Annotated in this window: 28 protein-coding genes; 21 read left to right on the top strand and 7 right to left on the bottom strand. The window is 64.0% G+C overall.

Annotated elements, in window-relative coordinates; all coding sequences use genetic code 11:
* Nucleotides 1–160: 160 nt before the first annotated feature.
* From LB536_RS12580 to LB536_RS12540, 9 genes are all read left to right on the top strand, one after another.
* Complete coding sequence (locus LB536_RS12580; protein WP_015315897.1) at nt 161–829, top strand: response regulator transcription factor; 669 nt, start codon at nt 161–163, stop codon at nt 827–829.
* 79 nt (nt 830–908) lie between these two features.
* Entirely contained in the window at nt 909–2168 is a 1260-nt protein-coding gene (locus LB536_RS12575) for a flagellar hook protein FlgE (RefSeq protein WP_140810529.1), read from the top strand.
* Between the two features lie 27 nt (nt 2169–2195).
* Nucleotides 2196–3647, top strand: coding sequence for a flagellar hook-associated protein FlgK (flgK, locus tag LB536_RS12570; protein ID WP_224592640.1), 1452 nt, complete (start codon nt 2196–2198; stop codon nt 3645–3647).
* Nucleotides 3648–3650: 3 nt separating this feature from the next.
* The gene (locus tag LB536_RS12565; RefSeq protein WP_140755946.1) at nt 3651–4694 is read left to right on the top strand and encodes a flagellar hook-associated family protein; all 1044 of its coding nucleotides are present in this window, start codon (nt 3651–3653) and stop codon (nt 4692–4694) included.
* Between the two features lie 28 nt (nt 4695–4722).
* On the top strand, nt 4723–5070 hold the full coding sequence (gene flaF / locus LB536_RS12560; protein ID WP_140755948.1) for a flagellar biosynthesis regulator FlaF: 348 nt from the start codon (nt 4723–4725) through the stop codon (nt 5068–5070).
* Entirely contained in the window at nt 5067–5510 is a 444-nt protein-coding gene (gene flbT / locus LB536_RS12555; protein ID WP_140755950.1) for a flagellar biosynthesis repressor FlbT, read from the top strand. Before flaF ends, flbT begins: the two co-directional genes overlap by 4 nt.
* Nucleotides 5510–5917: a flagellar hook assembly protein FlgD gene (gene flgD / locus LB536_RS12550; protein ID WP_140755952.1), complete on the top strand. Its 408-nt coding sequence runs from the start codon at nt 5510–5512 to the stop codon at nt 5915–5917. Before flbT ends, flgD begins: the two co-directional genes overlap by 1 nt.
* Nucleotides 5918–5930: 13 nt before the next feature.
* Nucleotides 5931–6197, top strand: coding sequence for a flagellar biosynthesis protein FliQ (fliQ, locus tag LB536_RS12545; RefSeq protein ID WP_013893193.1), 267 nt, complete (start codon nt 5931–5933; stop codon nt 6195–6197).
* A gap of 183 nt (nt 6198–6380) precedes the next feature.
* A complete protein-coding gene (locus LB536_RS12540) occupies nt 6381–8024 on the top strand; it encodes an MFS transporter (protein WP_224592638.1) in 1644 nt (547 codons plus the stop codon).
* A gap of 24 nt (nt 8025–8048) precedes the next feature.
* Here the strand turns inward: LB536_RS12540 and LB536_RS12535 are convergent, their stop codons facing one another.
* The 3 genes from LB536_RS12535 to LB536_RS12525 form a co-directional block, all read right to left on the bottom strand.
* The gene (locus LB536_RS12535) at nt 8049–9830 is read right to left on the bottom strand and encodes a chloride channel protein (RefSeq protein ID WP_224592636.1); all 1782 of its coding nucleotides are present in this window, start codon (nt 9828–9830) and stop codon (nt 8049–8051) included.
* 167 nt (nt 9831–9997) lie between these two features.
* The gene (locus LB536_RS12530; protein ID WP_224592634.1) at nt 9998–10507 is read right to left on the bottom strand and encodes a cupin domain-containing protein; all 510 of its coding nucleotides are present in this window, start codon (nt 10505–10507) and stop codon (nt 9998–10000) included.
* 24 nt (nt 10508–10531) lie between these two features.
* A complete protein-coding gene (locus LB536_RS12525; RefSeq protein WP_224592632.1) occupies nt 10532–11260 on the bottom strand; it encodes an NAD-dependent epimerase/dehydratase family protein in 729 nt (242 codons plus the stop codon).
* Nucleotides 11261–11322: 62 nt separating this feature from the next.
* Here LB536_RS12525 and LB536_RS12520 point away from each other — a divergent pair, with 62 nt between their 5' ends.
* Nucleotides 11323–11802, top strand: a complete 480-nt coding sequence (locus tag LB536_RS12520) for a MarR family winged helix-turn-helix transcriptional regulator (RefSeq protein WP_224592630.1) — start codon at nt 11323–11325, stop codon at nt 11800–11802.
* A gap of 41 nt (nt 11803–11843) precedes the next feature.
* Here LB536_RS12520 and LB536_RS12515 read toward each other — a convergent pair whose 3' ends face one another.
* Nucleotides 11844–12143 (bottom strand): putative quinol monooxygenase, encoded by a 300-nt coding sequence (locus LB536_RS12515; protein ID WP_224592628.1) that lies wholly within the window; start codon nt 12141–12143, stop codon nt 11844–11846.
* 114 nt (nt 12144–12257) lie between these two features.
* Between LB536_RS12515 and flhA the strand changes: the two genes are divergently transcribed.
* The 3 genes from flhA to LB536_RS12500 are packed head-to-tail and all read left to right on the top strand — an operon-like array spanning nt 12258 to nt 15479.
* Complete coding sequence (gene flhA, locus LB536_RS12510; RefSeq protein ID WP_224592625.1) at nt 12258–14345, top strand: flagellar biosynthesis protein FlhA; 2088 nt, start codon at nt 12258–12260, stop codon at nt 14343–14345.
* Complete coding sequence (gene fliR, locus LB536_RS12505) at nt 14342–15094, top strand: flagellar biosynthetic protein FliR (RefSeq protein ID WP_140810541.1); 753 nt, start codon at nt 14342–14344, stop codon at nt 15092–15094. Before flhA ends, fliR begins: the two co-directional genes overlap by 4 nt.
* A gap of 1 nt (nt 15095) precedes the next feature.
* Entirely contained in the window at nt 15096–15479 is a 384-nt protein-coding gene (locus LB536_RS12500) for a hypothetical protein (protein ID WP_140810543.1), read from the top strand.
* A 75-nt stretch (nt 15480–15554) separates the two neighbouring features.
* Here LB536_RS12500 and LB536_RS12495 read toward each other — a convergent pair whose 3' ends face one another.
* The gene (locus LB536_RS12495) at nt 15555–16448 is read right to left on the bottom strand and encodes a LysR family transcriptional regulator (RefSeq protein ID WP_224592622.1); all 894 of its coding nucleotides are present in this window, start codon (nt 16446–16448) and stop codon (nt 15555–15557) included.
* Between the two features lie 154 nt (nt 16449–16602).
* On the opposite strand from LB536_RS12495, the gene LB536_RS12490 reads away from it, so the two are divergent.
* The 5 genes from LB536_RS12490 to LB536_RS12470 all read left to right on the top strand — a co-directional run bounded on the left by LB536_RS12490 (nt 16603) and on the right by LB536_RS12470 (nt 19495).
* Complete coding sequence (locus LB536_RS12490; protein ID WP_224592619.1) at nt 16603–17256, top strand: hydrolase; 654 nt, start codon at nt 16603–16605, stop codon at nt 17254–17256.
* Between the two features lie 203 nt (nt 17257–17459).
* Nucleotides 17460–18032 (top strand): rod-binding protein, encoded by a 573-nt coding sequence (locus LB536_RS12485; protein ID WP_224592616.1) that lies wholly within the window; start codon nt 17460–17462, stop codon nt 18030–18032.
* A gap of 13 nt (nt 18033–18045) precedes the next feature.
* Nucleotides 18046–18471 (top strand): hypothetical protein, encoded by a 426-nt coding sequence (locus tag LB536_RS12480; protein ID WP_140755974.1) that lies wholly within the window; start codon nt 18046–18048, stop codon nt 18469–18471.
* Nucleotides 18472–18500: 29 nt separating this feature from the next.
* Nucleotides 18501–19022: a hypothetical protein gene (locus LB536_RS12475; RefSeq protein ID WP_224592613.1), complete on the top strand. Its 522-nt coding sequence runs from the start codon at nt 18501–18503 to the stop codon at nt 19020–19022.
* A gap of 188 nt (nt 19023–19210) precedes the next feature.
* Nucleotides 19211–19495, top strand: a complete 285-nt coding sequence (locus LB536_RS12470) for an SCP2 sterol-binding domain-containing protein (protein WP_027144782.1) — start codon at nt 19211–19213, stop codon at nt 19493–19495.
* 81 nt (nt 19496–19576) lie between these two features.
* On the opposite strand, the gene LB536_RS12465 is transcribed toward LB536_RS12470, so the two are convergent.
* Together LB536_RS12465 and odc2 are read right to left on the bottom strand one after the other, a co-directional pair.
* Nucleotides 19577–20152, bottom strand: coding sequence for a GNAT family N-acetyltransferase (locus tag LB536_RS12465; RefSeq protein WP_224592610.1), 576 nt, complete (start codon nt 20150–20152; stop codon nt 19577–19579).
* Nucleotides 20153–20249: 97 nt separating this feature from the next.
* Nucleotides 20250–21383, bottom strand: coding sequence for an ornithine/lysine decarboxylase (gene odc2, locus LB536_RS12460; RefSeq protein ID WP_224592608.1), 1134 nt, complete (start codon nt 21381–21383; stop codon nt 20250–20252).
* Nucleotides 21384–21924: 541 nt separating this feature from the next.
* On the opposite strand from odc2, the gene LB536_RS12455 reads away from it, so the two are divergent.
* The 3 genes from LB536_RS12455 to LB536_RS12445 all read left to right on the top strand — a co-directional run bounded on the left by LB536_RS12455 (nt 21925) and on the right by LB536_RS12445 (nt 24829).
* The gene (locus LB536_RS12455; protein WP_224592605.1) at nt 21925–23121 is read left to right on the top strand and encodes an amidase; all 1197 of its coding nucleotides are present in this window, start codon (nt 21925–21927) and stop codon (nt 23119–23121) included.
* Between the two features lie 3 nt (nt 23122–23124).
* Nucleotides 23125–24024 (top strand): LysR family transcriptional regulator, encoded by a 900-nt coding sequence (locus tag LB536_RS12450; protein ID WP_140755984.1) that lies wholly within the window; start codon nt 23125–23127, stop codon nt 24022–24024.
* 136 nt (nt 24025–24160) lie between these two features.
* Nucleotides 24161–24829 (top strand): DUF1007 family protein, encoded by a 669-nt coding sequence (locus LB536_RS12445; protein WP_224592602.1) that lies wholly within the window; start codon nt 24161–24163, stop codon nt 24827–24829.
* Nucleotides 24830–24904: the final 75 nt, after the last annotated feature.

Raw genomic sequence — 24904 nt, 5'->3', positions numbered from 1 at the left:
CGAGTTGGACGGGTAAGCATATCTGGCGGCATGCTAATGCAACCGATGCGATTCCAGACTCCCAAGAAACTAGTTACAAGAAATGATGGTTGTTCAGGATTCCCGCCAGCGGATACGCCTTTCCCCACGGGGCAAATGTGCTGATTCGGAGGCGGGGCCGATGATCGTTATCGTTGACGAGCGAGAGCTCGTGACAGAGGGCTATAATTCACTTTTCGACCGCGAGGGGATCGCCTGCGCCGGTTTCGCGCCGGGTGAATTCGGCGAGTGGGTCAACTCGGCCGCCGACACCGATCTGCGTTCGGTCCGGGCCTTCCTGATCGGCGACTGCCGTGACGGCGCGATCTCGCCGCGCCAGATCCGCGACCGCACCGGAGCTCCGGTCATTGCGCTCAGCGAGCAGCATTCGCTGGAAAACACGCTGCGGTTGTTCGAGAGTGGCGTCGACGACGTCATCCGCAAGCCGGTGCACATCCGCGAAATCCTGGCCCGCATCACCGCCATCCGCCGACGCGCCAGCGAGGACGTCGCCTATACCGAGATCGGCGCCATGCGCATCTTCATGGACGGCCGCGATCCCGAGATCGACGGCCAGCCGCTGCCCTTGCCGCGCCGTGAGCGCCGTATCCTGGAATATCTGGCGAGCAATCGCGGCCGCCGCGTCACCAAGACCCAGGTGTTCAACGCCATCTACGGCATCTTCGACGAAGAGGTCGAGGAGAACGTGGTGGAAAGCCACATCAGCAAGTTGCGCAAGAAACTGCGCGAGAAGCTCGGCACTGACCCGATCGATTCCAAGCGCTTCCTCGGCTACCGGCTCGTGTTCTGATGCGGCACCGCGCCAGCCTCGCGCAAGACAGGACGCGTAGCCTCGAAGCCAGCGGCATGGATATTGCGGAGACATCTCGATGAGCCTCTACGGAATGATGCGGACCGGCGTTTCCGGCATGAATGCCCAGGCAAACCGCCTGTCGACAACGGCCGACAACATCGCCAACTCCGACACCACCGGCTACAAGCGGTCTTCGGCCGAATTTTCGACGCTGATCATGCCGTCGACCGGCGGCGCCTATAATTCCGGCGGCGTCACCACGACGATCCGCCAGGCGGTGAGCGATCCGGGCGTGCTTCAATACACGACCTCGGTCTCCGACCTTGCCGTCAGCGGCGATGGCTTCTTTGTGGTCCAGGACCCGAGCGGCACGCCTTTCCTGACCCGCGCCGGCGCCTTCGTTCCCGATGCCCAGGGCCGGCTGGTCAATGCCGCCGGTTTCCAGCTGATGGCCTACAGCTATGCCAACGGCACTCCGGCGGCGACGGTCAACGGCTTCGAAGGTCTCGAGCCGGTTGTCATCTCCGACCAGGGACTGACCGCGACGCCGAGCACCCAGGGTAATTTCAGCGGCAATCTGCCGGCAGGTGCGACACCGGTCGCCGCCGGCAACCTGCCCAGCACGAACTCGGCGGGCGCGCAGTACACTTCGAAATCGTCGATGGTCGCCTATGACAATCTCGGCAACAAGAAGCTGCTCGACGTCTATTTCACCAATACCGGTGCCGGCACCTGGGAGGTGGCGGTCTTCGACCAATCGAAGGCGACGGCCGGAACTGGCTTCCCCTACGCTGCCGGCGGTGCCCTGGGCACGGCCAACCTGACCTTCGATACCACGACCGGCAAGCTCACCGGCACCCCGACCGACGTTTCATTCACAGTACCGGGCGGCGCCAGCCTCGACCTCGATCTGTCGAAGCTGACCCAGCTCGGCACCGGCTTCACCGTCTCCGACGCACAGGTCAACGGCAACGCGCCGAGCACCATCGACAAGGTGCAGATCAGCAAGGACGGCACCATCTACGCCCAGTACAAGGACGGCACCTCCAAGCCGCTCTACAAAATTCCGCTGGCCGACGTGCAGAGCCCCGACCAGCTCAAGGCGCTGCCTGGCAATGTCTACGCGCAAGGCACCGACTCCGGTGCCATCCGTGTCGGCTTTGCCAACGAAGGCAAGCTTGGTTCGATCATTTCCGGCGCGCTCGAAAATTCCAACGTCGATATCGCGGAGGAATTGACCGACATGATCGCGGCTCAGCGCAGTTACACCGCCAATTCCAAAGTCTTCCAGACCGGGTCCGATCTGATGGACGTCCTCGTCAACCTGAAGAGATAAACCGGGCTCCGCCCGTGAAAGACCAGCATGTCGCTTTCCTCCGCACTGAGCATCGCCCAATCGGCGCTTCTGGCCACCTCGCGGCAGACAAGCGTCGTCACGCGCAACGTGGCAGACGCCGACAATCCGAACTATTCGCGCCGCATCGCGCTGGTCACCAGCACGACGCCCGGCGCGCGTTCGGTCGATGTCCAGCGTGCAGCCAACGACCTGCTGTTTCGCCAGAACCTCGGCGCTCTGTCCGCCTACGCCGGCCAGAACGCGCTCTACGGCGGCATGGACCAGCTCGACGTTTCAGTGAATGGCGTCGACAACGCCTCCTCACCTTCGACCGCCATCGCCAATCTGCAGCAGGCGCTGCAGCTATACGCCACCTCGCCGTCCAACCAGAATCTTGGCTCGAGCGTGATCGACGCGGCCAAACAGGTCGTGCGGTCCCTGAATGAAGGCTCCAAGGCCATTCAGGATTTTCGTACCCAGACCGACGGCCAGATCGATACCGCCGTCAAGGATCTCAACTCGCTGCTCAACCAGTTCCAGGATGCCAACACGGCGGTCATGTCCGGAACCCGTTCCGGCACCGACGTTTCCGATGCGCTCGACCAACGCGACGCATTATTGAAGAAGATCGCCAATTACATTCCGGTATCGACCTTCACGCGTGGCGACAACGACATGGTCATCACCACGGGTGACGGCACGACGTTGTTCGAGACGATCCCACGCGCCGTCAGCTTCGCCCCATCTTCGGGCTATGCCGCGGGTGCGGCCGGCAACGCGGTCTACATCGACAACGTACCGGTCTCGGCGGGCAGCGGCGGCAACACCACCGCCAGCGGCACGATTGCCGGCCTGCTGCAATTGCGCGACGGCGTCGCCTCGACCATGCAGAGCCAGCTCGACGAAACCGCCCGCGGCCTTATCACCGCCTTTGCCGAAACCGCACCGTCGATGCCCAACGCGGCGGGCCTGTTCACCTGGTCGGGCGCACCGGCGGTGCCAGCCGCGGGCACGCTCGTCGATGGCCTTGCTGGAACGATCAAGATCAACGCCGCGATGGATCCCAGCACTGGCGGCAACCCGACATTGCTGCGTGACGGCGGCGCCAATGGCGCCGCATACGTCGCCAACACTGGCGGGGCCTCATACTCCAACCTTCTGGTCGCCTATGGCGACCAGCTCGACAAGCCGATGACGTTCGATCCCTCGGCCGGGATTTCGGCAACCTCCAGCGTTGCCGACTACGCCGCCAATTCGATCGGCTGGTTGCAGGGCGTTCGTCAGCAGGCTTCGACCGCAGCCGACGCCAAGGAAGCCCTGGCACAGCGCAGCGCCGATGCCTTGTCCAACGCAACGGGCGTCAATGTCGATCAGGAGATGTCGCTGATGCTCGATCTCGAGCACACCTATCAGGCATCCGCCCGGATGATGAAGACCGTCGACGACATGATGACGGCTCTGTTGAACGCGGTGGGATAAGCCATGACCTTTGTCTCCTCTGCTGCCCTTACGAATGCCATGCGCTATCAGCAAATGCGTATGCAGGCCGATCTCGTCAAAGCCACGAAGGAGTCCTCGACCGGCAAGGTCGCCGATGTCGGTCTGGCACTCGGTGGGCGTACCGCACAGTCCGTCACCTTTTCGCGCGACCTCGACCGGCTCAACGTCATTGTCGATTCCAACGGACTGGTGGCCGCCCGGCTCTCATCGACCCAGACCTCGCTCGGCCAACTCTCCAACGTCGCGCAGACTTTCCTGTCCAGCCTGACCACCGCATCGTCGGGCGACAACACCGACAGCCTGACCCAATCGACCGGCCAGACAACCATCCAGCAGCTTACGTCGATCCTCAACACCAGCGTCAACGGCGAATATCTGTTCGCCGGCACAAACACCGACGTCAAGCCCATCAACGATTTCACGGCCGCCGGCTCTCCCGCCAAGGCCGCCTTTGACGCCTCCTTCGTCGCCAAGTTCGGCTTCACGCCCAATGACCCGGCCGCGGCCAACATCACCGCGGCCCAGATGGATGATTTCATCACCAACGATGTCACGCCGCAGTTCCTCGGCGCGGGCTGGCAGACCAACATGTCGAACGCGACCGACCAGCAGATCGTCAGCCGCATCGCGCTCAACGAAACCACCGAGACCTCGACCGGCGCCAACAGCGACGGTATCAGGAAGCTTGCCATGGCGGCCGCCTTGGTCTCCAGCCTGATGTCCACCAATATCAGCCAGGCGGCGAAGGACAGCATCGTCGACCATTCGCAGAAACTGGTCGGCGAGGCGCTGAGCGGCATCGCGCAGGTGCAATCCCAGACCGGCATCGTCCAGAAGCGCGTCTCCGACGCCAGCGACCGTATGAAGACGCAGATCGACCTGTTCGAACGGCACATTCTGGATCTCGAAGCAGTCGATCCGGCGGAAGCAGCGACCCGCGTCGCCGACCTGACGCAGCATATCGAGACGTCTTTCGCTCTGACGGCGCGCCTGCAGCAGCTCAGCCTGTTGAATTACCTGACCTGACACCTCTAGCGGAACGGTAGAGCCAACAATGTACCAATTCTCCTACGCCGACGTTCAGAGCACCTCCGTCGCGGACGCCAAGGACCGCGAACGGGAGCTGCTGACCCGCTCGATCGACATGCTGTCGGCCGCCGCCGCGGCCGGTCAGGCTTCGATGGAGGCCGTGGAGGCGCTGCATTTCACCAATCGCGTCTGGACCACCTTCGTCGAGGATCTTGGCTCCAGCGACAACGCACTCCCCAAGGAATTGCGCGCCAACCTGATTTCCATCGGCCTGTGGCTGTTGCGCGAGGCCGAGGACATCCGCCAGGGCCGCACCGACAATTTCGAGGGGCTGATCGAAGTGTCCCAGATCATCCGCGACGGCATTCAATGACCAACACGCTGAAGATCTCGCTGAAACCCAACGAGAAGATCTACATCAACGGCGCCGTCATCCGCGTCGACCGCAAGGTCACCGTCGAGCTGATGAACGACGTGCAGTTCCTGCTCGAAAGCCATGTGATCCAGGCCGACGAGGCGTCGACGCCATTGCGGCAGCTCTATTTCATCGTGCAGGTCATGCTGATGAACCCCGCTGGTGCCGATGAAGCCCGCGAGATGTTCCGCCGCTCGCTGCCGCTGCTTATTGCAAGTTTCGAAGACGCCGAGATCGGCAGCGCGCTGAAACAGGTCGACCGCATGGTCGGCGAGGATCACATCTACGAGGCCTTGAAGGCGATCCGTTCGCTTTATCCTCTCGAACGCCGCGCGCTTGGCGGCAATGACGATATTCCGGGCGCCGCGCGCCCGCTGGCCGTAGGAGCACGATACTAATGACCGTGGATATGACGACGACGGTACCGGTTGGCGCCAACCAGACCACCACGCAGACCGCCAAGACCGCTGTCGACTATAACTCGTTCCTGAAACTTCTGATCGCCGAGATGAAGAACCAGGATCCGACCAAGCCGATGGATTCGACGCAGTACGTCGCCCAGCTCGCCACCTTCTCGCAGGTCGAGCAGTCGGTGCAGACCAACACCAAGCTCGACCAGATCATGCAGTCGTCGGCGCTGTCGCAGGCCGACGCTCTCATAGGCCGCAACATCACCTCGGCCGATGGTAAGACCACGGGCACGGTGGCGTCGGTGACGCTTGGCAGCAACGGCCTGATCGCAGTGCTGCAGGATGGCACCACGGTCCCCGTCGGCGCGGGCGTATCGATCAAGCCGGCGAGCTAGGCCGACCGCCAACATGAACGAGGCCGACGCACTCGATATCGTCCAGTACGCGGTGTGGACGGTGCTGACGGCATCCGCGCCGGTGGTGCTGGTCGCAATGGCCGTCGGCATCGGCATCGCCTTGATCCAGGCATTGACACAGGTCCAGGAAATCACCTTGACCTTCGTGCCCAAGATCGTCGCCATCATGCTGGTGGTGGCGCTTACGGGCCCGTTCATCGGCGGCCAGATATCGGCCTTCACCAATGTCATCTTCGAGCGCATCCAGAACGGTTTCTGAGCGATTCCAGAAAGGATGCTCGGCGCCTTCCGGCACAGGCGTGTGGCCCTTCGCTATCCCCTTGTTGGACCATGATCTTCCCCGCAAGGCATTCGCCCTTTGCGCCGCGATGCCATAGTTTCGGCAAATCATGCGGGGAAACGGATCACCGCAAGGATCAGCGCGCCGTGGCAGGAACCGCCCATGATTGACGAAAAGCCGGATAGCGAAAGCGTCTCGGCGCTGGCGCCGTTCCGGCATGGCATCTTCCGCGCCGTGTGGGGCGCAAGCCTCGTCTCCAATTTCGGCGGCTTGATCCAGGGTGTCGGCGCCGCCTGGATGATGACCACCATCGCCACCTCGCCGTATCAGGTCGCCCTGGTCCAGGCCTCGACCACCTTGCCGATCATGCTATTCGCGCTTGTCGCCGGCGCCATCGCCGACAGTTTCGACCGCCGCAAGGTGATGCTGGTCGCCCAGACATTCATGCTGGTCGTTTCGGCGCTTCTGACCGCCTTCACCTATTTGGACCTGATCACGCCGTGGACGCTGCTGGCCTTCACCTTCCTGATCGACAGCGGCACGGCGCTCAACAGCCCGTCATGGCAGGCCTCCGTCGGCGACATCGTTCCGCGCAACAAGGTGCCCGCCGCCGTGGCGCTGAACTCCATGGGCTTCAACCTGACCCGCAGCGTCGGCCCGGCCATCGGCGGCATCATCGTCGCGGCCGCCGGTGCGGCCGCCGCCTTCGCGGCGAACGCGGTGAGCTATGTCGGCCTCATCGTCGTGCTGGCACGCTGGAAGCCGGATGTACCGGTCTCGGCCCTGCCGCGCGAGTCATTGGGAGCCGCCATGGGTGCCGGCCTGCGCTACGTCGCCATGTCGCCCAACATCGGCAAGGTGCTGGTCAGGGGCGCGGCCTTTGGCTTCAGCGCCGGCGCGGTGCTGGCGCTGCTGCCGCTGGTGGCCCGCGACGTCGTCAGGGGCGACGCGCTGACCTACGGCATCATGCTGGGCGCCTTCGGCATCGGCGCGGTCGGCGGCGCGCTGATCAGCGTGCGGCTGCGGCAGTTGCTCTCCAGCGAGACGATGGTGCGCTGCGCCTTCGCCGGTTTCGCTGCCTGCGCCTTGAACGCCGCTATCAGCCAGCATGCCTGGCAGACCTCGCTCGGCCTGCTTGTCGGCGGCGCCTGCTGGGTGATCGCGCTATCCCATTTCAACGTCACGGTGCAGATGGCGACGCCGCGTTGGGTGGTCGGCCGGGTTCTCTCGGTCTACCAGACCGCCACCTTCGGCGGCATCGCGCTGGGCAGCTGGATCTGGGGTGTCGTCGCCGATGCGCATGGTGCCGGGACCGCGCTGATCGCCGCGGCCATCGCAATGCTCGCCGGCGGCGCCCTCGGCCTTGTGCTGCCGCTGCCGCAACAGCAGGTGCTCAACCTCGACCCGCTCAATCGCTTCAAGGAACCGCATCTCGCCCTCGACCTCAAGCCGCGCAGCGGCCCGATCGCCATCATGATCGAATATGTGATCCGGCACGAGGACGAGGCGGAATTCCTCGCCACCATGGCCGAACGTGGCCGCATCCGCCGCCGTGACGGTGCCCGCAACTGGACGCTGGCGCGCGATCTCGAAAATCCGTCGATCTGGATCGAGCATTACCACACGCCGACCTGGCTCGAATATGTCAGGCACAACGGCCGCATCACCCATGCCGACGCCATGGTCGGCGAACGCTTGCGGGCGCTGCACTCAGGCGATGAGCCGCCGCGCGTGCGACGCGTGATCGAGCGCCCGACAACCGCCGGCACGGCGTTGGTGCCTGCCAAGGGACCGATCGAGCACTGACGAGTTCGGAAACCGCAGGCGCGCCTATCCCTCGCCCGACAGGTCCCGGCGCGCCTTTTCGAGTTCCTCGGCATAGCGCCGCATCAAATGCCCCTCGGTCAGCAGACCGAGCACGATGTGGTCGGCGAAGTCCTCGACCACGGCCAGTTCCTCGGCGCCGGCGCGCTGGAAGGTCTCGGCGGCGGTCTGCACGTTCATGCTGGGCACCAGAACGGCATCCTTGTACTGGGCAAGATCGCGCACCGGCACCTCGCCGCCGGAAGGATCGCTGTGCAGTTCGGCCACGATCAGCATGCCGACATATTCGTCCCCCGGGTCGACGGCGATCACGCGCTGGGCCGACCCCAGCGGGAACTCCTTGCGGAAGGCGGCCAGCGTCGTCGACGCATCGATGGTCTTGATGTCCTCGCGCATCATCGAGCCGACGGTCAGGCTGCGCATCCAGCCGACATCGTGGGCGCTGCGGATCGTCTCGCCGCGCAGGTGGAAGCGCCAGGTAGAGAACGAATAGCCGAAGGTTTCGCGCACCAGAATCGCCGCCATGATCGAAGCGGCCAGCACCACGCCGGTGAGCGTCAGGTCGCGGGTCGATTCCAGCGCCAGGAAGGTCATGGTCAGCGGACCGCCGACGACACCGACGGCAAGCGACGTCATGCCGACGACGGCGGCGACCGAGGGGTCGATGCCGGTCGCCGGCGAGACGAGCGCCATGACACCGGCGAACGCCTTGCCGAGCAGCGCGCCGAGGAACAGCGAGGCGAAGAACAGTCCGCCGCGAAAACCCGAGCCCAGCGAGATGGCCGACGCAGCCAGCTTCAGCACGAAGACGCTGGCCACCACCGCCAGCCCGTAATTCATGGCGAACTCGCGGTGCAGCGCGCCGTGGCCGCTGGACAGGACCTGCGGCGTGATCAGGCCGAGGAGGCCGACTAGGACACCGCCGATGACGGGCCGCAGCGAGGCATCGATCGAAAGCCTGTTGAAACCGCGCTCGATCAGCGTCACCAGTTGCATGATGGCGATTGAGGCCGCGCCGCCGAGCAGGCCGAGCAGAAGGAATGGCACATATTGGCTGGCGGTGAGTTGCGGCAACCCTGAAAGCTCGAGCGGGAACGGTACGCCGCCGAACACTTCCGCCGTCAGCGACGCCGAGACCGCGGCCGTCATGACAGGCGCGACATTGGCGACCGAGTAGATGCCGATGACCAGCTCGAAACCGTAGAAGGCGCCGGTCAGCGGCGCATCGAAGGCGGCTGATATGGCGCCGGCGGCGCCACAGCCGACCAGGATGCGGACATCGTTGCGGCGCAACCTGAAGGCGCGCGCCATCCTCGAGGCGACACCGGAGCCAACCTGCGTATAGCCGGCCTCCAGGCCTACGGAGGCGCCGAAGCCGCTGGAAATCATCGTCTGCACGACGATGATGAAGGTGTCGGTCAGCGACATGCGCCCGCCATAGAGCGCGTTGGCCTCGATCGGGTCGACCGGCGTGCGGAATTTCCGAAGCCTCAGCCAGATCACCGATATCCCAAGCAGGATGCCGCCGATCGCAGGGATCAGCGCCTGCATCGGATTGGCGAGCGAGAACATGCCGGACAGCCGCCCGCCGGGCTGGACACCGAACATCAGCCCGTGCAGGTCCTGCACGATCTGGCTCATCGAGGTAACCAGTATGCCGGCCATGACGCCGACAGCGCCCGCCATGATGACCACGGCGATGCCGCGCGCCTCCAGGAGAGGGACTGACCTCAAAAGCACCGCGCGCAGCCGGCGGGCGTAGACTTGGGGTTGGTTTCTGGAAAGCACCGGGACGGCTCGCCGATATCAAAGGCAAAGGAAGACCCGCCTGATACGCCGGGCGGCACGTCGTGACAACCACAATGCCGACATCAAAGGCGCCAATATGGCCGCGATACCGCCCGATCCGGCTTTTCTCGCCCTGGGAGCGGAAAGCCACCGCCGGCGTCGTGCGGTCAGTCCGGTATCGTCAGCAGGCCGCAATCGTCGTCGGCAACAAAGGTGGCCAGCAGTTCGGCTGGCTCGGTCGTGCTGGCATTCTCGGCGAAGAGATGGATCGCTCCGGGTGGCTCGAACCAGGTTTGTCCCTCCGTATAGGTGCCGACGGGGCCGCCCGCCAGTTGCGAACGCAGCGTGCCCTTCAGCACAAAAGCGCTGACCGAGCCCGGATGCCGGTGTCGGGTATAGGCATTTGGAGGAAATGCGACGACGACCGTGGTGATCGACTTGCCGGGCACGTTAGGCAGCCTTTCGCAAGAGACCGGCGTGACGACCGTCTTGGGCCGCGCGGCGGCGGGGCTGCCCTCGGCAGCGCCTTCCATGTTCATATGCGTTTCCATGCCAACCGGCAGAACACCCGTCAAACCCGGACCGGCCCATTTCGCCGCCAGCGCGAACAGAACCGCGACGGCACTGATAGCGATCAGGGACTGGCCAGTGCGCAAACGAGCATGATTGCTGATCATGTCGATGTCTCCGAGCGGATTGGTTCAGGCGGGCAAGCGGAAATCAGCGCGCCAGCCGAGTTCCTCGGCCGCCTTTCGCGTCGAGACGGCCCCGTTGGGTTCGGCAACGTTGAAGATGCCGGGCGCGCCCTTGTCCAACGCGAGCAGCGCGGCATGGGCGGCCGCATCGACATGCAGCGGCGACGCGCCGGCGGCCGTATTCGCTCCCGTTCCCGGGCCATAGAGCTGGCCATACCGCAGGACGATGCCGGCGAATGGTGCGTCGAGCACGGCCGTTTCGAGCGCGATGACCCCGCCGACGCTGATGCCGCGGTTGCCGCTTGCCCCGCCATCCAGCGGATCGGCCTCGGCATGCGGCTCGGGGCCTGGCGCATAGGCCCAGGCGATGCTTTGCGCCACCATGCGCCTGACGCCGGCGGCGGCGGCCGCGGCGACCAGATTGCGGGTGCCTTCGTCGCGAATGCGGGCATTACGCACGACAGCCTCGGCCATGCGGCTCGGGTCCAGGCCCGCCGGCAGGTCGGTCAACTGGTGGACGACGATGTCGGGGCGGGCAGCAAGCATCGCCTGCATCAGTGCTTCGGCATCGAATACATCCACAACCGCCGGCTCGACGCCAAGGGCCTCCAATCTGGCGGCCTTGTCGGCATTGCGCGTGGTGCCCGTCACCTGATGGCCAGCGGCCAGGAGTTGCGGGACCAGCCGCTGCCCGATGGCGCCGGAGGCGCCGGCGAGAAAAATCCGATAGGCCATCGTCTTCGTCCTCGCTCTGCTTTAATATCAGTGTTCGAATTACATATAAGAGCTCTTACATCATGCGCAAGCCAAATCAGCCTCCGTCGGTTCCAGCTCCGGGCGAAGGCAAACGCGGCGAGGAAGGTTATCTCGGCTATCTCCTGCGGCAGGCGGCCGGCGCGCATCGGCTGAGAGTCGACCGGGCGCTGGCCGACCTCGGCGTGACCCAGCCGCAATTCGTCACTTTGACCATGCTGGCGGCCTATCCAGGCCTCTCCAACGCCGATCTTGCCCGGCTGGCGCTGCTCACCCCGCAAACGCTCAGCGTGATCGTCACCAATCTGGAGCGGGCCGGCTCGCTGGTGCGCAAGCCGCACGCTGTTCATGGCCGCATCCAGCATATCGAGCTCAGCGCCAGCGGAGAGGCGCTGCTGCGGCGATGCCGGGACCGGGTGCATGCGATCGAGAGGCAATTGGCCGACGGCCTGTCGGCGGCGGAGGAACGGGCGGTCAGGCGGTGGCTGGTCGGCGTTGCCACCGCCGACACCGCCGGGACCTGATTGCTTGCTGGCGGCCGGCAAGGATCGGGGCGCCGGACCGCTCAGGTCGGCATGGCTTCGCCGGCCTCGTGGAGCACGAGATTGCGCTCGCCGATGCCGAGCTCCGGCCAGGTCGCACGCCAGTCGGCGATATGCGGCGAGCGGAAATGCGCATCGAGCACTGTCCTGTCGCGCCATGCCTCGGTGACCCGGATCAAGCCGGGATCAAGCACATCCTGCGCATAGGAATATTCAAGGCAGCCGTCCTCGGCGCGGCTGGCGCGAACCATGCGTTCCATCACCGGCCTTGCCTTGTCGAGCCTGTCGGGCGGCAGGCGGATCGTACCGATGATCAGCAGCATGGATTGTCCTTCGCGAGAGAGTCATCCGGCCACTCTCCCACCCTCGCGCAAGCTTGGCCAGCTACCCTCGCCGGGCTGTCGCATGCTCGGCAGCCCATGGGTTCGAGGACGAGAATGGCGATCAGCGAAAGCATCCAGCCCGGCGCGGTGGCCAAGAACGGCCGCGACATCTTTTTCGCGCTCGGCATCATCGTCATCCTGGCGGTGCTGTTCCTGCCGATCCCGGCTTTCCTCATCGACATCGGCCTCGCCTTCTCGATCGCGCTTTCGGTGCTGATCCTGATGGTGGCGCTGTGGATCCAGCGGCCGCTCGATTTCTCCTCGTTCCCGACCGTGCTGCTCATCGCCACCATGCTGCGCCTGTCGCTCAACATCGCCACCACGCGCATGATCCTGTCGCATGGCAATGAGGGCACGCACGCCGCCGGCTATGTCATCGCCGGCTTCTCCAAGCTGGTCATGGCCAGCGACTTCGTCATCGGCCTCATCGTCTTCATGATCCTGATCGTGGTGAATTTCATCGTCATCACCAAGGGCGCCACCCGTATCGCCGAAGTCGGCGCGCGCTTCACCCTCGACGCCATTCCCGGCAAGCAGATGTCGATCGACGCCGACCTCTCCGCCGGGATGATCGACGACAAGACCGCGCAGTTGCGCCGCCGCGAACTGGAAGAGGAATCCTCCTTCTTCGGCTCGATGGACGGCGCCTCGAAATTCGTGCGCGGCGACGCCATCGCCGGCCTCATCATCACCGCCATCAACATCGTCGGCGGCATCGCCATCGGCTACATCAGGCACGGCATGGGCATGGGCCAGGCCGCCGACGTGTTCATCAAGCTGTCGGTCGGCGACGGTCTGGTCACCCAGATCCCGGCGCTGATCGTCTCGCTCGCCGCCGGCCTCTTGGTCTCCAAGGGCGGCACGCGCGGTTCGACCAACCAGGCCGTGTTCGGTCAGCTCGGTGCCCATCCGCGCGCGCTCTACGTGGCGGCCGCACTGCTGGTGCTGCTCGGTCTGATGCCCGGCCTGCCGCTGTTCCCGTTCTTCGCGCTCGCCGCCGGCATGGCCGGCCTCGGCTATGTCATTCCGATGCGCCACAACCGGGCCGTCGCCGAGGCCGAGGCACTGAAGAGCCAGGAGAAGGCGACCAAGGCCGAGGAAGAAAAGAATTCGGTCAAGGCCTCGCTCGCCACCGCCGAGATCGAACTCCTGATCGGCAAGCAGCTTTCGACCCGGCTCCTGGTCTCGCATCAGGAACTGGTCTTCCGCATGTCCAAGATGCGCAAGAAATTCGCCCAGCAATACGGCTTCGTCGTGCCTGAAGTCCGTGTCGCCGACGACTTCGCCATCCCGCCGAAAAGTTATCAGATCAAGGTGCACGGCACCGTAGTCGCCGAATATTCGATGCGCGTCGGCGAGATCATGGTGCTGCTCGGCAACCGCGATATACCCGAAATCCCCGGCGAGGAAATCCGCGAGCCCGCCTTCGGCATGCGCGCCTACTCCGTCATGGAAACCTTCGCCGAGGATCTGAAGCGCGAGAACTTCACCTTCGCCGACAACATGTCGGTGCTGCTCACGCATCTCTCGGAAGTCATCCGCAACAACCTGCCGCAGCTCCTCTCCTACAAGGACATGAAGGCGCTGCTCGAACGCCAGGACCAGGAATACCGCAAGCTCGCCGACGAGATCTGCACCACCCACATCTCCTATCCCGGCCTGCAGGCGGTGCTGAAGCTTTTGCTTGCCGAACGCGTCTCGATCCGCAATCTGCACCTCATCATCGAGGCCATCGCCGAGATCGCGCCGCATGTGCGCCGCACCGAGCAGATCGTCGAACATGTGCGCATCCGCATGGCCCAGCAGATCTGCGGCGACCTCTCGGAAGGCGGCGTGCTCAAGGTGCTGCGCCTCGGCAACCGCTGGGACCTCGCCTTCCACCAGAGCCTCAAGCGCGACGCCAAGGGCGAGGTGCGCGAGTTCGACATCGATCCGCGCCAGCTCGAGGAGTTCGGCCAGGACGCCACCAAGGCGATCAAGAAACATCTGGAAGCCGGCGAGCGCTTCGTGCTGGTCACGGCGCCCGACGCCCGCCCCTATGTGCGCATGATCATCGAGCGCCTGTTCACCACGCTGCCGGTGCTCTCCCATGTCGAAATCGCCAAGGGCGTCGAGATCAGGGTGCTCGGGACCATATCGTGAGCGTTCTCTCGCAGGCCGTCGTCATCGCGGCGTTTCTCGCCTTCTGCCGCATCGGTGCCTGTTTCATGCTGATGCCGGGCCTGTCCAGCGCCCGCATCCCGGTTCAGGTCAGGCTGTTCGTCGCGGTCGCCGCTACCGGCGGCCTGCTCGCCTTCCTGTGGGACAAGATCTTTCCCTTCGTCGATCCGCGCCCGCAGATCCTGGTGCCGATGATCGTCTCGGAGCTGCTGGTCGGCGGACTGATCGGCGCCATGACCAGGCTCTACATGGAATCGCTTCGCTTCATGGGCTCGGCCATCGCCATGCTGATCGGCTATGGCGGCTCCGGCGGACCGGCGATCGAGGAGCCGGAGCCGCAGGCGGCGCTTGCCGCCATCATTTCGTTCTCGGCGCTGCTGATGCTGTTCGTCTTCGACTTCGATCACGAGATCGTCCGCGCCCTGGTGACGTCCTACACGGTCGCGCCGGTCAACGTCTTCTTCAACCCGCAGGCAGCGCTGGTCGACGTCACCGACACCGTGTCGGACACGTTCTTCCTGGTCATCCGCCTCGGCAGCCCGTTCGTCGCCTATGCCATTCTCGTCAACCTGACGATCGGCTTCGTCAACAAGCTGACCCCGCAGATCCCGATCTACTTCATCTCCCAGCCCTTCGTCATCGCCGGCGGCATGCTGATCTTCTATTTCGCCATCGGCACCATGCTGTCGCTGTTCGTCGACGGCTTCGTCGACCTCACGCTGGCGAGGTGACATGAGCACGCGCAAGGATCGCTTGAGAAAACTGGTCAAGGTGCAGGAGCAGCTGAAAGCCCTGCACGAAACCCGCCACGCCACCTTCGTCGCCGCGGCAAACGCCGCCGAGACCGAAGCCCGCGAATTGATCGGCCATTTCGACCAGGACAATTCCCTCTCCAGCCTGTTCCCCGATCTCTATCATCGCCGCATCGCCCAGGCCGTCGTGCGCCAGGAGGAGAGCCTGGAAAGCGCAAGGCAAGAAGCCGGCCTCATCGCCGCGGCAAGCGCCCGCACCAACATGGTCGAGCGCGCCTACAAGGACGTGCGCAACCGCGACGAACGCGAGAGATCAGACCGCGAGCGCCTGGACCTGATCGCGCAGAAGCGGGGCGAGGAATAGTGCCGGGGCTCGATCATTGGCCCGAATTCATCAATGTTGCGAAGACAGCCCATCCGCCTGCCGCGGAAATTGTGTTTAACGGTCGACACCCCAAACGTCCGGATTTCGTGCGAAGTACTCGATCAGCATTTCGATGAGGACCCGGACCTTCCGCGCGGGGTGCCGACCCGGCGGTCGGACGACATAAGCGCCTGCCGAAGGTGGGGGATAGCGTGTCATCACCGGAACCAGCGCGCCGGAGGCCACATATTCGTATGTGATGCAATCGGGGAGCCAGGCGATGCCGAGTCCTGCCGCAGCGGCAACGGCAAGCGCCGTAGCGTTGTCGGCCTTGAACCTGCCCTGCGGCTGAACCGTGACGATCTTGTCGCCATCCATGAACTGCCAGGCTTCCGTTCCCTGCATGAGGGCCTGATGGTCGACGAGTTGCTCTACCGTCTCAGGTGAACCGTGCGCTTTGATATAAGCCGGGCTTGCGACAAGCTTTCCGTAGATCGGCCCGATGCGCTTCGCGATCAGGTAGGAGTCCTGAAGATAACCGACCCGGATCGCGCAATCGAAACCCTCCGCGACAAGGTCGACGAAGCGATCACTGTAGGAAGTATGGATGTGGAGCTGAGGGTGATGATGCGCCATTTCCGCAAGCACGGGGGCGAAGTGGGTCGGGCCAAAAGAAAGCGGCATGGCAACCCTCAGGCGACCGCGCAGATCACCGGTTGGGAGGATCGTTTCCCTGGCCGTGTCGATCTCGGCGCTGGCTCGGGCCGCATGATCCCTGAACGTGATTCCCGCTTCTGTAAGCGTGGCGCCGCGGGTCGTGCGTGCAAGAAGCTGGACGCCAAGCTCCGCTTCAAGCCGAAAGAGCCGCCGACTGACGATCGATTTGGAGACGCCGAGCCGGCGCGCGGCGGCCGATACGCCCCCTGCATCGGCCACCGCGACGAATGTCTGTAGATCTTCAATGTCCATTCCGGCGTTCCTCATTTCGCGACGCAGCTTGCCTGACTATGGCACTACCGCATCACCAAGAGGAACAGCAAATTGCGTCCAGGCAACGCCGCCCGCTGGCGCATGTCTCCCCTGAACCCATTGCCGTCCATGGCAGCAGAGAAAGGAAGTCTTGATGACCCCTCGCAACGGCCTTGATTCGCTTCTTCGTCCTGAAGACTCGGTCCTCGTTCTGATCGATCACCAACCTTATCAGCTCGCAAACCTGAACAGCCACGATCCGCACATGGTGGTCAACAACACGACTGCGCTGGCGAAGCTGGCAAAAGCCTTCAATGTTCCAACCATTCTCACCAGCGTGATCGCGGCGCGCGGTGGACTTCTCTTTAAGCAGATCACCGACGTATTTCCGGACCAGGAAGTCATCGATCGCACCTGGGTGAACACTTGGCAGGACGAGAATGTGGTGAACGTCGTCAAGGCGACCGGCCGCAAGCAGTTGATCATCGCCGGTCTGTGGACCGAGGTCTGCGTCGCAATGCCTGTTATCCAGGCCGCCGGCGAAGGTTGGGACGTGACCGTGATCACCGACGCGTCGGGCGGCATTTCGAAGGAGTCTCACGAAGTTGCCATCCAGCGAATGATCACGGCCGGCGCGAACGTGATGACCGTGATGGCGCTCGCTGGCGAATGGCAACGCGATTGGGCGCGCACCGAGCATGTCGAGGAGCTGACCGAAATTCTCATCCAGCACTTCGGCGGCAGCGGCATCGCGTATCTTTGGGAGCAGCAGCTTCTCAACACGCCCGTGCCGAGCACGGTGCGCTGATTTGGGTGGGGGTGACGAAAGTCTCGAGCGATCCGCTCCGAACAAGCTGATTGCTTATCGACTAGCGTCATCCCCTCATGTTCTGCTTCTGGCACTTGGCAGACCAGATTCCCGCCCCTGCGCCTCCCCACTCCCCGCAAGCCTGCCACAAGCTTGTTGAGGCATGGTCCTGGCTAAGGAAACCCGGCAAAAGGCGGACCTTCTTGGCGATCTCTCCACCCAGCGACATCGTGATGGATGTCGCCCGAGCTGTCGATCCGATGGATATAGAGGCTGCCCGCGCCGCGCTGACCAAGCGCGCCGGGAGCGTCGCCGGCACGTTTTCGGTCGACACCGCGGCCTCGGTCGATGCAGGCTCGATCCTGTCGCGCGCGACGGCTGACAAGGCTGCGGCGACAGCCGATCCTGCCAAGAAATTCAAGAAGTTCGAGGCGATGGTCTTGCAGACCTTCATCCAGAACATGCTGCCCAAGGATACCGAGGGCGTCTACGGCACGGGTCTCGCCGGCGACATGTGGAAATCGCAGCTCGCCGAGCGCGTCGCCGACGTCATGGCAGACCGCGGCGGCATCGGCATCGCCAAGTCGCTGCTCGCCGACCACTACATGGACGGCAAGCGCAAGGTGCCGATCGGCCCGGTTTCGAACGGACCGGAAAAGACCGAGATCGATCAGCAGACCCGTCTGTCGACCTCGCTCGTCCAGGAATTGCAGCGCAAGGCCGCCAAGTCGATGACCGGCGACGAGACAACCATAAAAACAGACATCAAGATCTAGACTGGGAAACACCATGGCCGACTCTTCCGAATTGACCGCCAACCTGCCAGCGCGCGCGAGCGCGTCGGACGCACCGACCGCCTTTGCACGGCCTGGAAACCTTGCTGCCATCATCGGCCGCATCGAGGAGGTGGTCGAGGAAGAGACCGCCGGCATCCGCACCGACACCGGCTATGACCTCAAGGCGTCGAACGCCCGCAAGAGCCGTTATCTCTACGAGCTGACCCGTGCCATGAAGGGCGGCAGCGAGGCCGAATTCCTCGAGCAGCACCGCGAGGGCCTGACCCGGCTGCGCCAGAAGCTGGCGAAGAACGAGGCCGCCATCCTGGCGCATCTGAGCGCCGTCAACGAAGTCGCCGGCCTGCTGCGCAGCGCCATCCAGCGCGCCGAAACCGACGGCACCTACTCCGCCGGCGAGTTCGGCAGGCAGAAAGGTTAGAGCGCGGCGATGCCGGGCTCGGGATCAACATGATCAAGGTCATCGCCATAGCAGTCTGGATCTGCGCCGCCACGCTCGGCGCGGTGTTCTATTCGTTCCAGGCCGCCGGCGAACGCGGCGTCGGCGAAAAACCCAAGCCGATGCTGGGCGGGTTGGACTACGTCAAGACCGACGTCATTTCGGTGCCGCTGATCCACGATTCGAAGATCGACGGCTACTTCCTGGCCAAGCTTGTCTATACCGTCGAACCGGAGCAGATAAAGAAGCTGTCGATCCCAGCCGAGGCGCTGATCACGGACGAGGTCTACACCTATCTCTACGCCCACCCCCAGATCGACTTCAGCAAGAAGGCGACGGTCGACCTCGATGCCTTTCGCGCCGCCATCCGCGACACGATCAACACCCGTGTCGGCGCAACCCTGGTCCATGAGGTCCTGATCGACCAGGTCAATTTCCTCAGCAAGGATGAGATTCGCGACAACTGGCTGCGCCGGCGGCAGGACGCCGGAACCCCGGCGCCCGAGACTCCCAAGCCGGTCAGCGCGCATTGAGCTATCGGCCCGGTTCCGGTCGCCCCGATAGCAGTCGGGGTCGGGGCCGATTCCTGCAATTCGCGTTGACGTAAACGTCAATCCAAAGCTATATGCGGCAGCGATCATGATCGCCAGTGATGCCGCATGGACTTCGGCTGGACCGAAGTGCCGATGCGCGACAGAATGCAACCAGACAGGAGAACAGCGTGAGCGTTCAGGAGATTGCCGAGAAGATCAAGTCGCGCGTGGCCAGCAGCGGGTTCGATCGTTCCGTGAAATTCGACACCGGTAGCGACGGCGTCATCGTCATCGACGGCGCAACCGTCTCGACCACGGATGCTCCCGCCGACTGCACCATCAAGCTGTCGCTCGACGATCTGGATTCTCTGATCGCGGGCGACCTGAATCCGACCATGGCCTTCATGACCGGCAAGATAAAGGTCGAAGGCGACATGACCGTCGCCATGGCGCTGAGCCAGTTGATCGGCTGAACGGACGCAGCCGCCAGAAGCGGCCTTGAAATAGCAAAACGCCGCCTTTTCAGGCGGCGTTTTGTATTGAAGGAGTCGCGCTTAAGCCTCACGCGCCAGGATCTGCGCCTGCGCCTTGAGCTTGCGGCCGGACGCCTTCAGCGTACCCTCGGCGCCGTCAAGCGCGCCATCCACCAGTTCCAGCGCCAGCAGGCGGTGCCGCTCGTAAGGCCCCGGCATGGCGAGCGCACCGGTCCTGGCGGCCGAAAAGCCGAAGCGGCCATAATAGGGCTCGTCGCCGACCAGCAGGATCGCCGCGTGGCCGAGGCGCGCGGCTTCCGCGATCGCATGGCGCATCAGCGCCGAGCCGATGCCGGCACTCGTGAGCGAGGGATCGACGGCGAGCGGACCAAGCAGCAGCGCTGCCGGACCGCCCTCGCCCAAGGTGACGTCCCATAGCCGCACCGTGCCGGCCACGCCGCCCAAGGCATAGCGCGCGACGAAGGCCAGGCCCTCGGAGGGCCGGCGGCCGCGCCGCAGCTTCTCCGACGATTTGGTCTTGCGCTTCGGCCCCATGGCACGATCGAGCAAGGCTTCGCGCGCCGCCACGTCGGCAACGGTTTCGGCGGCCATTACGAAGGCCGGCGCATGAGCTACGATTTCAACTGACATTTCCATTTCCGCGATCCCTGGCGAGCGGAGATCTGTTCCACAGGCGAGCCCAAGCGGGCGACGTGCGCCCACCTGGGATGATCTGAACAGCTCTAGCGAGCCGTCAGATCACGTAGGATCGGAGAGGCTCGAAGCCGTTGAAGGCGACAGCCGAGTAGGTGGTCGTGTAGGCGCCGGTGCCTTCGATCAGCACCTCGTCGCCGATGGTCAGCGACAAAGGCAGCGGATACGGCGTCTTCTCGTACATCACGTCGGCCGAATCGCAGGTCGGGCCGGCGAGCACGCAAGGCGCGGTCTCGGTGCCGTCATGCGCGGTGACGATCGGGTAGCGGATCGCCTCGTCCATCGTCTCGGCCAGACCGCCGAACTTGCCGATGTCGAGGAACACCCAGCGCACATTGTCGTTGTCGGCCTTCTTCGAGATCAGCACGACTTCCGACTTGATGACTCCGGCGTTGCCGACCATGCCGCGGCCCGGCTCGATGATGGTCTCGGGAATGGCGTTGCCGAAATGCTTGCGCAGCGCCGAGAAGATCGCCTGGCCATAGGCCTGCGACGCCGGCACGTCACGCAAATAGCGCGTCGGAAAGCCGCCGCCCATATTGACCATCTTGAGCACGATGCCTTCTTCGGCGAGCGTCGCGAACACCTTCTTGGCGTCGGCCAGCGCACGGTCCCATGCGGTCAGGTCGGTCTGCTGCGAGCCGACATGGAACGACACACCATAGGCGTCGAGGCCGAGGCCCTTGGCATGGCGCAGCACGTCGACGGCCATGTCAGGCACGCAGCCGAATTTGCGCGACAGCGGCCATTCGGCGCCTTCGCCATCGGTCAGCACACGACAGAACACCCGGGCGCCGGGAGCGACGCGGGCGATTTTCTCGACCTCTTCGACGCAGTCGACCGCGAACAGCTTGATGCCGAGCTGAAAGGCGCGTGCGATGTCACGCTCCTTCTTGATGGTGTTGCCGAAGGAGATGCGGTCCGCCGGCGCACCGGCGTCCATCGCCATCTCGACTTCGGCAACGGAAGCGGTGTCGAAGGACGAGCCCATCGCAGCAAGCAGGCGCAGGATTTCCGGCGCCGGGTTTGCTTTCACCGCATAGTAGATCCTGGAATCGGGCAGAGCCTTCTCGAAGGCGCGGAAATTGTCGCGCACGACATCGAGGTCGACGACGAGGCAGGGGCCGGACGGGCGTCGGGTGGCGAGGAAGTCGAGGATGCGCTGTGTAGCCATCGGGTTTCTCCATCGCGCCTTTCGGCGCGCACAAGGGTGCGGACACGGGCTTTCGGCCTCGCGAACACGCGGTCAAACAAAGGCGGGACGGAAAATCCATGGAACCAGCCGGTGGAGACCCCGGAACCATGAAACGCCGTCTCGCGGCGATGAACCTTGGCCTTGCCCGGCTTCGGTTCGCTTTGTCTGCCTTGGCTTGGATTGGGAGAACCCCGTTCCGCACTGCCGGCAATGAAGGTGTGCCTCTTCAGTAACCCCGGTCTTTGGACAACCGGCAGAGAACCAGAAAGGCCCGCACCGTCGTTGCTTCAAGGTGTCCTCGGTCTGGCGGTTGGCCGCTAAACCGACTGGAGGGGTTGGCTCCAGTTACCTTACCGAATTCCTCACCATTCGAGGACCGGCGGACACCCACAGGCACGTGCGACTTTGGGCAAGCGCGATATAAGAGCGAAGCATTTCACAATCAATAAAAATCGTATCCCAGGTTGTAAAATTTCTGGCATCGAACAATGTTGGCGCAACCGTATCCGGATATCGAACGATGACAGGCACGCACGGCCCCTTCAATGCCTTTCTCGACCTTCGCCAGATGCCGGTGGCGCATGCCGAGCTTGGGCCGCTGGCCGGGCTGCGGCTGGCGGTCAAGGACATTTACGACGTTGCCGGCTACCGTACCGGTTGCGGCAATTTGCAGAAATTCGCCGAGGGCCACGCCGCGTCGCGCACGGCACCCGCCGTGCAGATGATTCTCGACGCCGGCGCGCGTTTCGTCGGCAAGACCCAGACCGACGAGCTCGCCTTCGCTCTGTTCGGCCAGAACGCGCATTTTCCGTTTCCAGTGAATCCGGCGGCTCCCGACCGCGTCACCGGCGGTTCGTCGTCGGGGTCGGCGGCGGCGGTGGCGGGCAGGCTGGCCGGCATCGCCACGGGGTCCGACACCGGTGGTTCGATCCGCGCGCCGGCAAGTTTCTGCGGGCTGATCGGGCTGCGCACCACGCATGGCCGCATTTCCCTCGAAGGCACCATGCCGTTGGCCCCCAGTTTCGACACGTTCGGCTGGTTCGCCGACGACATTGAAACCTACGAGACCGTCGGCAAGCTGCTGCTTGGCCGCGACCCGCACCAGCATCCGCTCGACCGCCCGCTGACGCTCGGCTGGCTGGACGAAATGGTCGCCCGGCCGGCACTCGCCGAATATGCGGGAATGAAGGCGCTGGCCGGCGCGGTTTTCGGCACGCCGGCGACGCCGACGACGCGCTTCAGCTCTCCGCCGGATGAACTCTATTGGTGCTTTCGCCGGCTGCAGGCCAGGGAGGCCTGGACGGTGCATGGCGAATGGATCACCAGCGGCGAGCGCGACCTTGGGCCTGGGGTCGAGGAGCGTTTCGGCTTCGGCCGTGCGGTCGACGACCGGACGGCGCAAGCCGAAAAAATGCGCCGGCTGACCTTTCGCGATGAATTGAGCGCCCTGCTCGGCAAGGACGGCTTCCTTGTCCTGCCGACGGTGCCAGGCCCGGCGCCATACGTCGACAGCACACCCGAGCAGTTCCAGGCCTATCGCGAGCGCGCCTTGCATCTTCTGTGCCTGGCCGGGCTCTCCGGCTTTCCCCAAATCACCTTGCCGATCGGCTCGGTCGCTGGCGCTCCTTTCGGCCTGTCGCTGCTTGGCCCTTCCGGCAGCGACATAGCCCTGATACGGCTCGGCCGAAGACTTCTCGATGCCGCACGAAAGGCTTGATTCATGGACACATTGACGCGCATGCGCGCCTTCATCGACGTCGTCGAGGCCGAGGGCTTTTCTGCGGCGGCGCGCAAGATCGGCCGCTCCAAGGCACTGCTGTCGAAATATGTGCGCGAGCTGGAGGACGAGCTCGGCGCGCTGCTGCTGAACCGCACCACGCGCCAGTTCTCGATGACCGAAGCCGGCCACACCTACTACCGCCGCGCCTCGGAGATCGTGCGCGAGGTCGACAGCCTGGCCGACGCCGTGCGCGAATCCTCCGGCGACGTGCGCGGCCGGATCAAGCTGTCGGCGCCGCGCACTTTCGCCGACGCGCCGATCGGCCAGTCGCTGATCGACTTCGCCAAGCAATATCCCGATATTGTCCTCGACATCCAGCTCGACGACCGCTTCGTCGATCTGGTCGAGGAAGGCTTCGACCTCGCGGTGCGCATCTCGCGGCTGGAGAACTCGTCGCTGATCGCCAGACGGCTGGCGCCGTTTTCGATCAAGCTCTGCGGCTCTCCCGACCTGATCGCCAGGCACGGCATGCCGACACGGCCCCAGGATCTCGGCCACATGCCCTGCATCGTCGACACCAATGGCCGCGGCCTGAACAACTGGCCGTTCAAGGGCGACAATGGCGATCCGGTGAGCATCGCCGTGTCGGGTCCGATCGAGGTCAACAGCCCGATGGCGGCGCGCGCCGCGGCCTTGTCGGGGCTTGGATTCTGCATCCTGCCGGATTTCATCGCCGCGCCCGACCTCAAGAGCGGCCAATTGGTGGCGGTGCTGGATGACCGCATCCTGCCCGGCGGCGGCATCTTCGCCGTCTACCCGCATCGCCGCTATCTGCCGGCGAAGGTGCGCGTTTTCGTCGACTTCCTGGTGCAGTGGTTCAGGACGCGCGAGAACGCCTGACCAGCCTCAGTGTGCGTGTCGTTGTCCCGAAACCGCTTCGCACTTTTGGGTGACATGCGCCGGCGGTCCCATTTTCGCCCCCTTTCTGGTAACCTTCGACAACTCTCTCCGAAAGCCAAGGGAATCGCGACCGCGAATGCATTTGAAACGGCACGCAATCATGGCGGCTTCGGCCTTGGCGGCGACCTTTGCCGCGACGGGACCCGCCGAGGTGCATCCGCACGTCTTCGCCGAGGCACGCCTCGACGTCATCCTGTCCCCGGATCACCAAAGTGTGAAAGCGTTGCGTCACCTGTGGCGCTTCGACGACCTGTTTTCGAGTACTGTGATGATGGAGTTCGACAAGAACTCCGACCTGAAGCTTGACGACAAGGAGCTGAAGGAGGTCGCCGATACCGTCCATGCCTCGCTGGCCGAGTTCAATTATTTCCAACTCGTCACGCAGAACGGCAAGGACGTGACGATGGTGCCGCCGCCGCATCTGATGGCCAATTTCGACAACGACCAGTTGATCATCCTGTTCGAGTCCGAACCCAAGGTGCCGATCAAGCTGACCGGCACGATCGACATAGGCGTCTACGATCCGACCTTCTACACGGCGATCGACTTCACCGAGGATTCCAACATCACCGTCGAGGGGCTGCCGTCGAACTGCACGAGCAAAGTCGTCCGGCCGGACCCGGACGAGGCGATCAAGGAAAACCAGAAGACCCTGACGGATGCTTTCTTCAACGATCCGACAGGCACCGACATGAGCAAGATCTTTGCCACCAAGCTCGAACTGACCTGTCAGCCAGAAGGATAGATCCGGTGAACCTGATCGGGAACTGCTCGAAACCGTCCCTGCGTCTGGCATTGGGCCTGTTGGCCCTCACCTTTG

It is taken from the genome of Mesorhizobium sp. ES1-3 (assembly GCF_020164795.1).
Lineage (GTDB): Bacteria > Pseudomonadota > Alphaproteobacteria > Rhizobiales > Rhizobiaceae > Mesorhizobium.
This window is presented reverse-complemented; position numbering and strand designations above follow the sequence as displayed.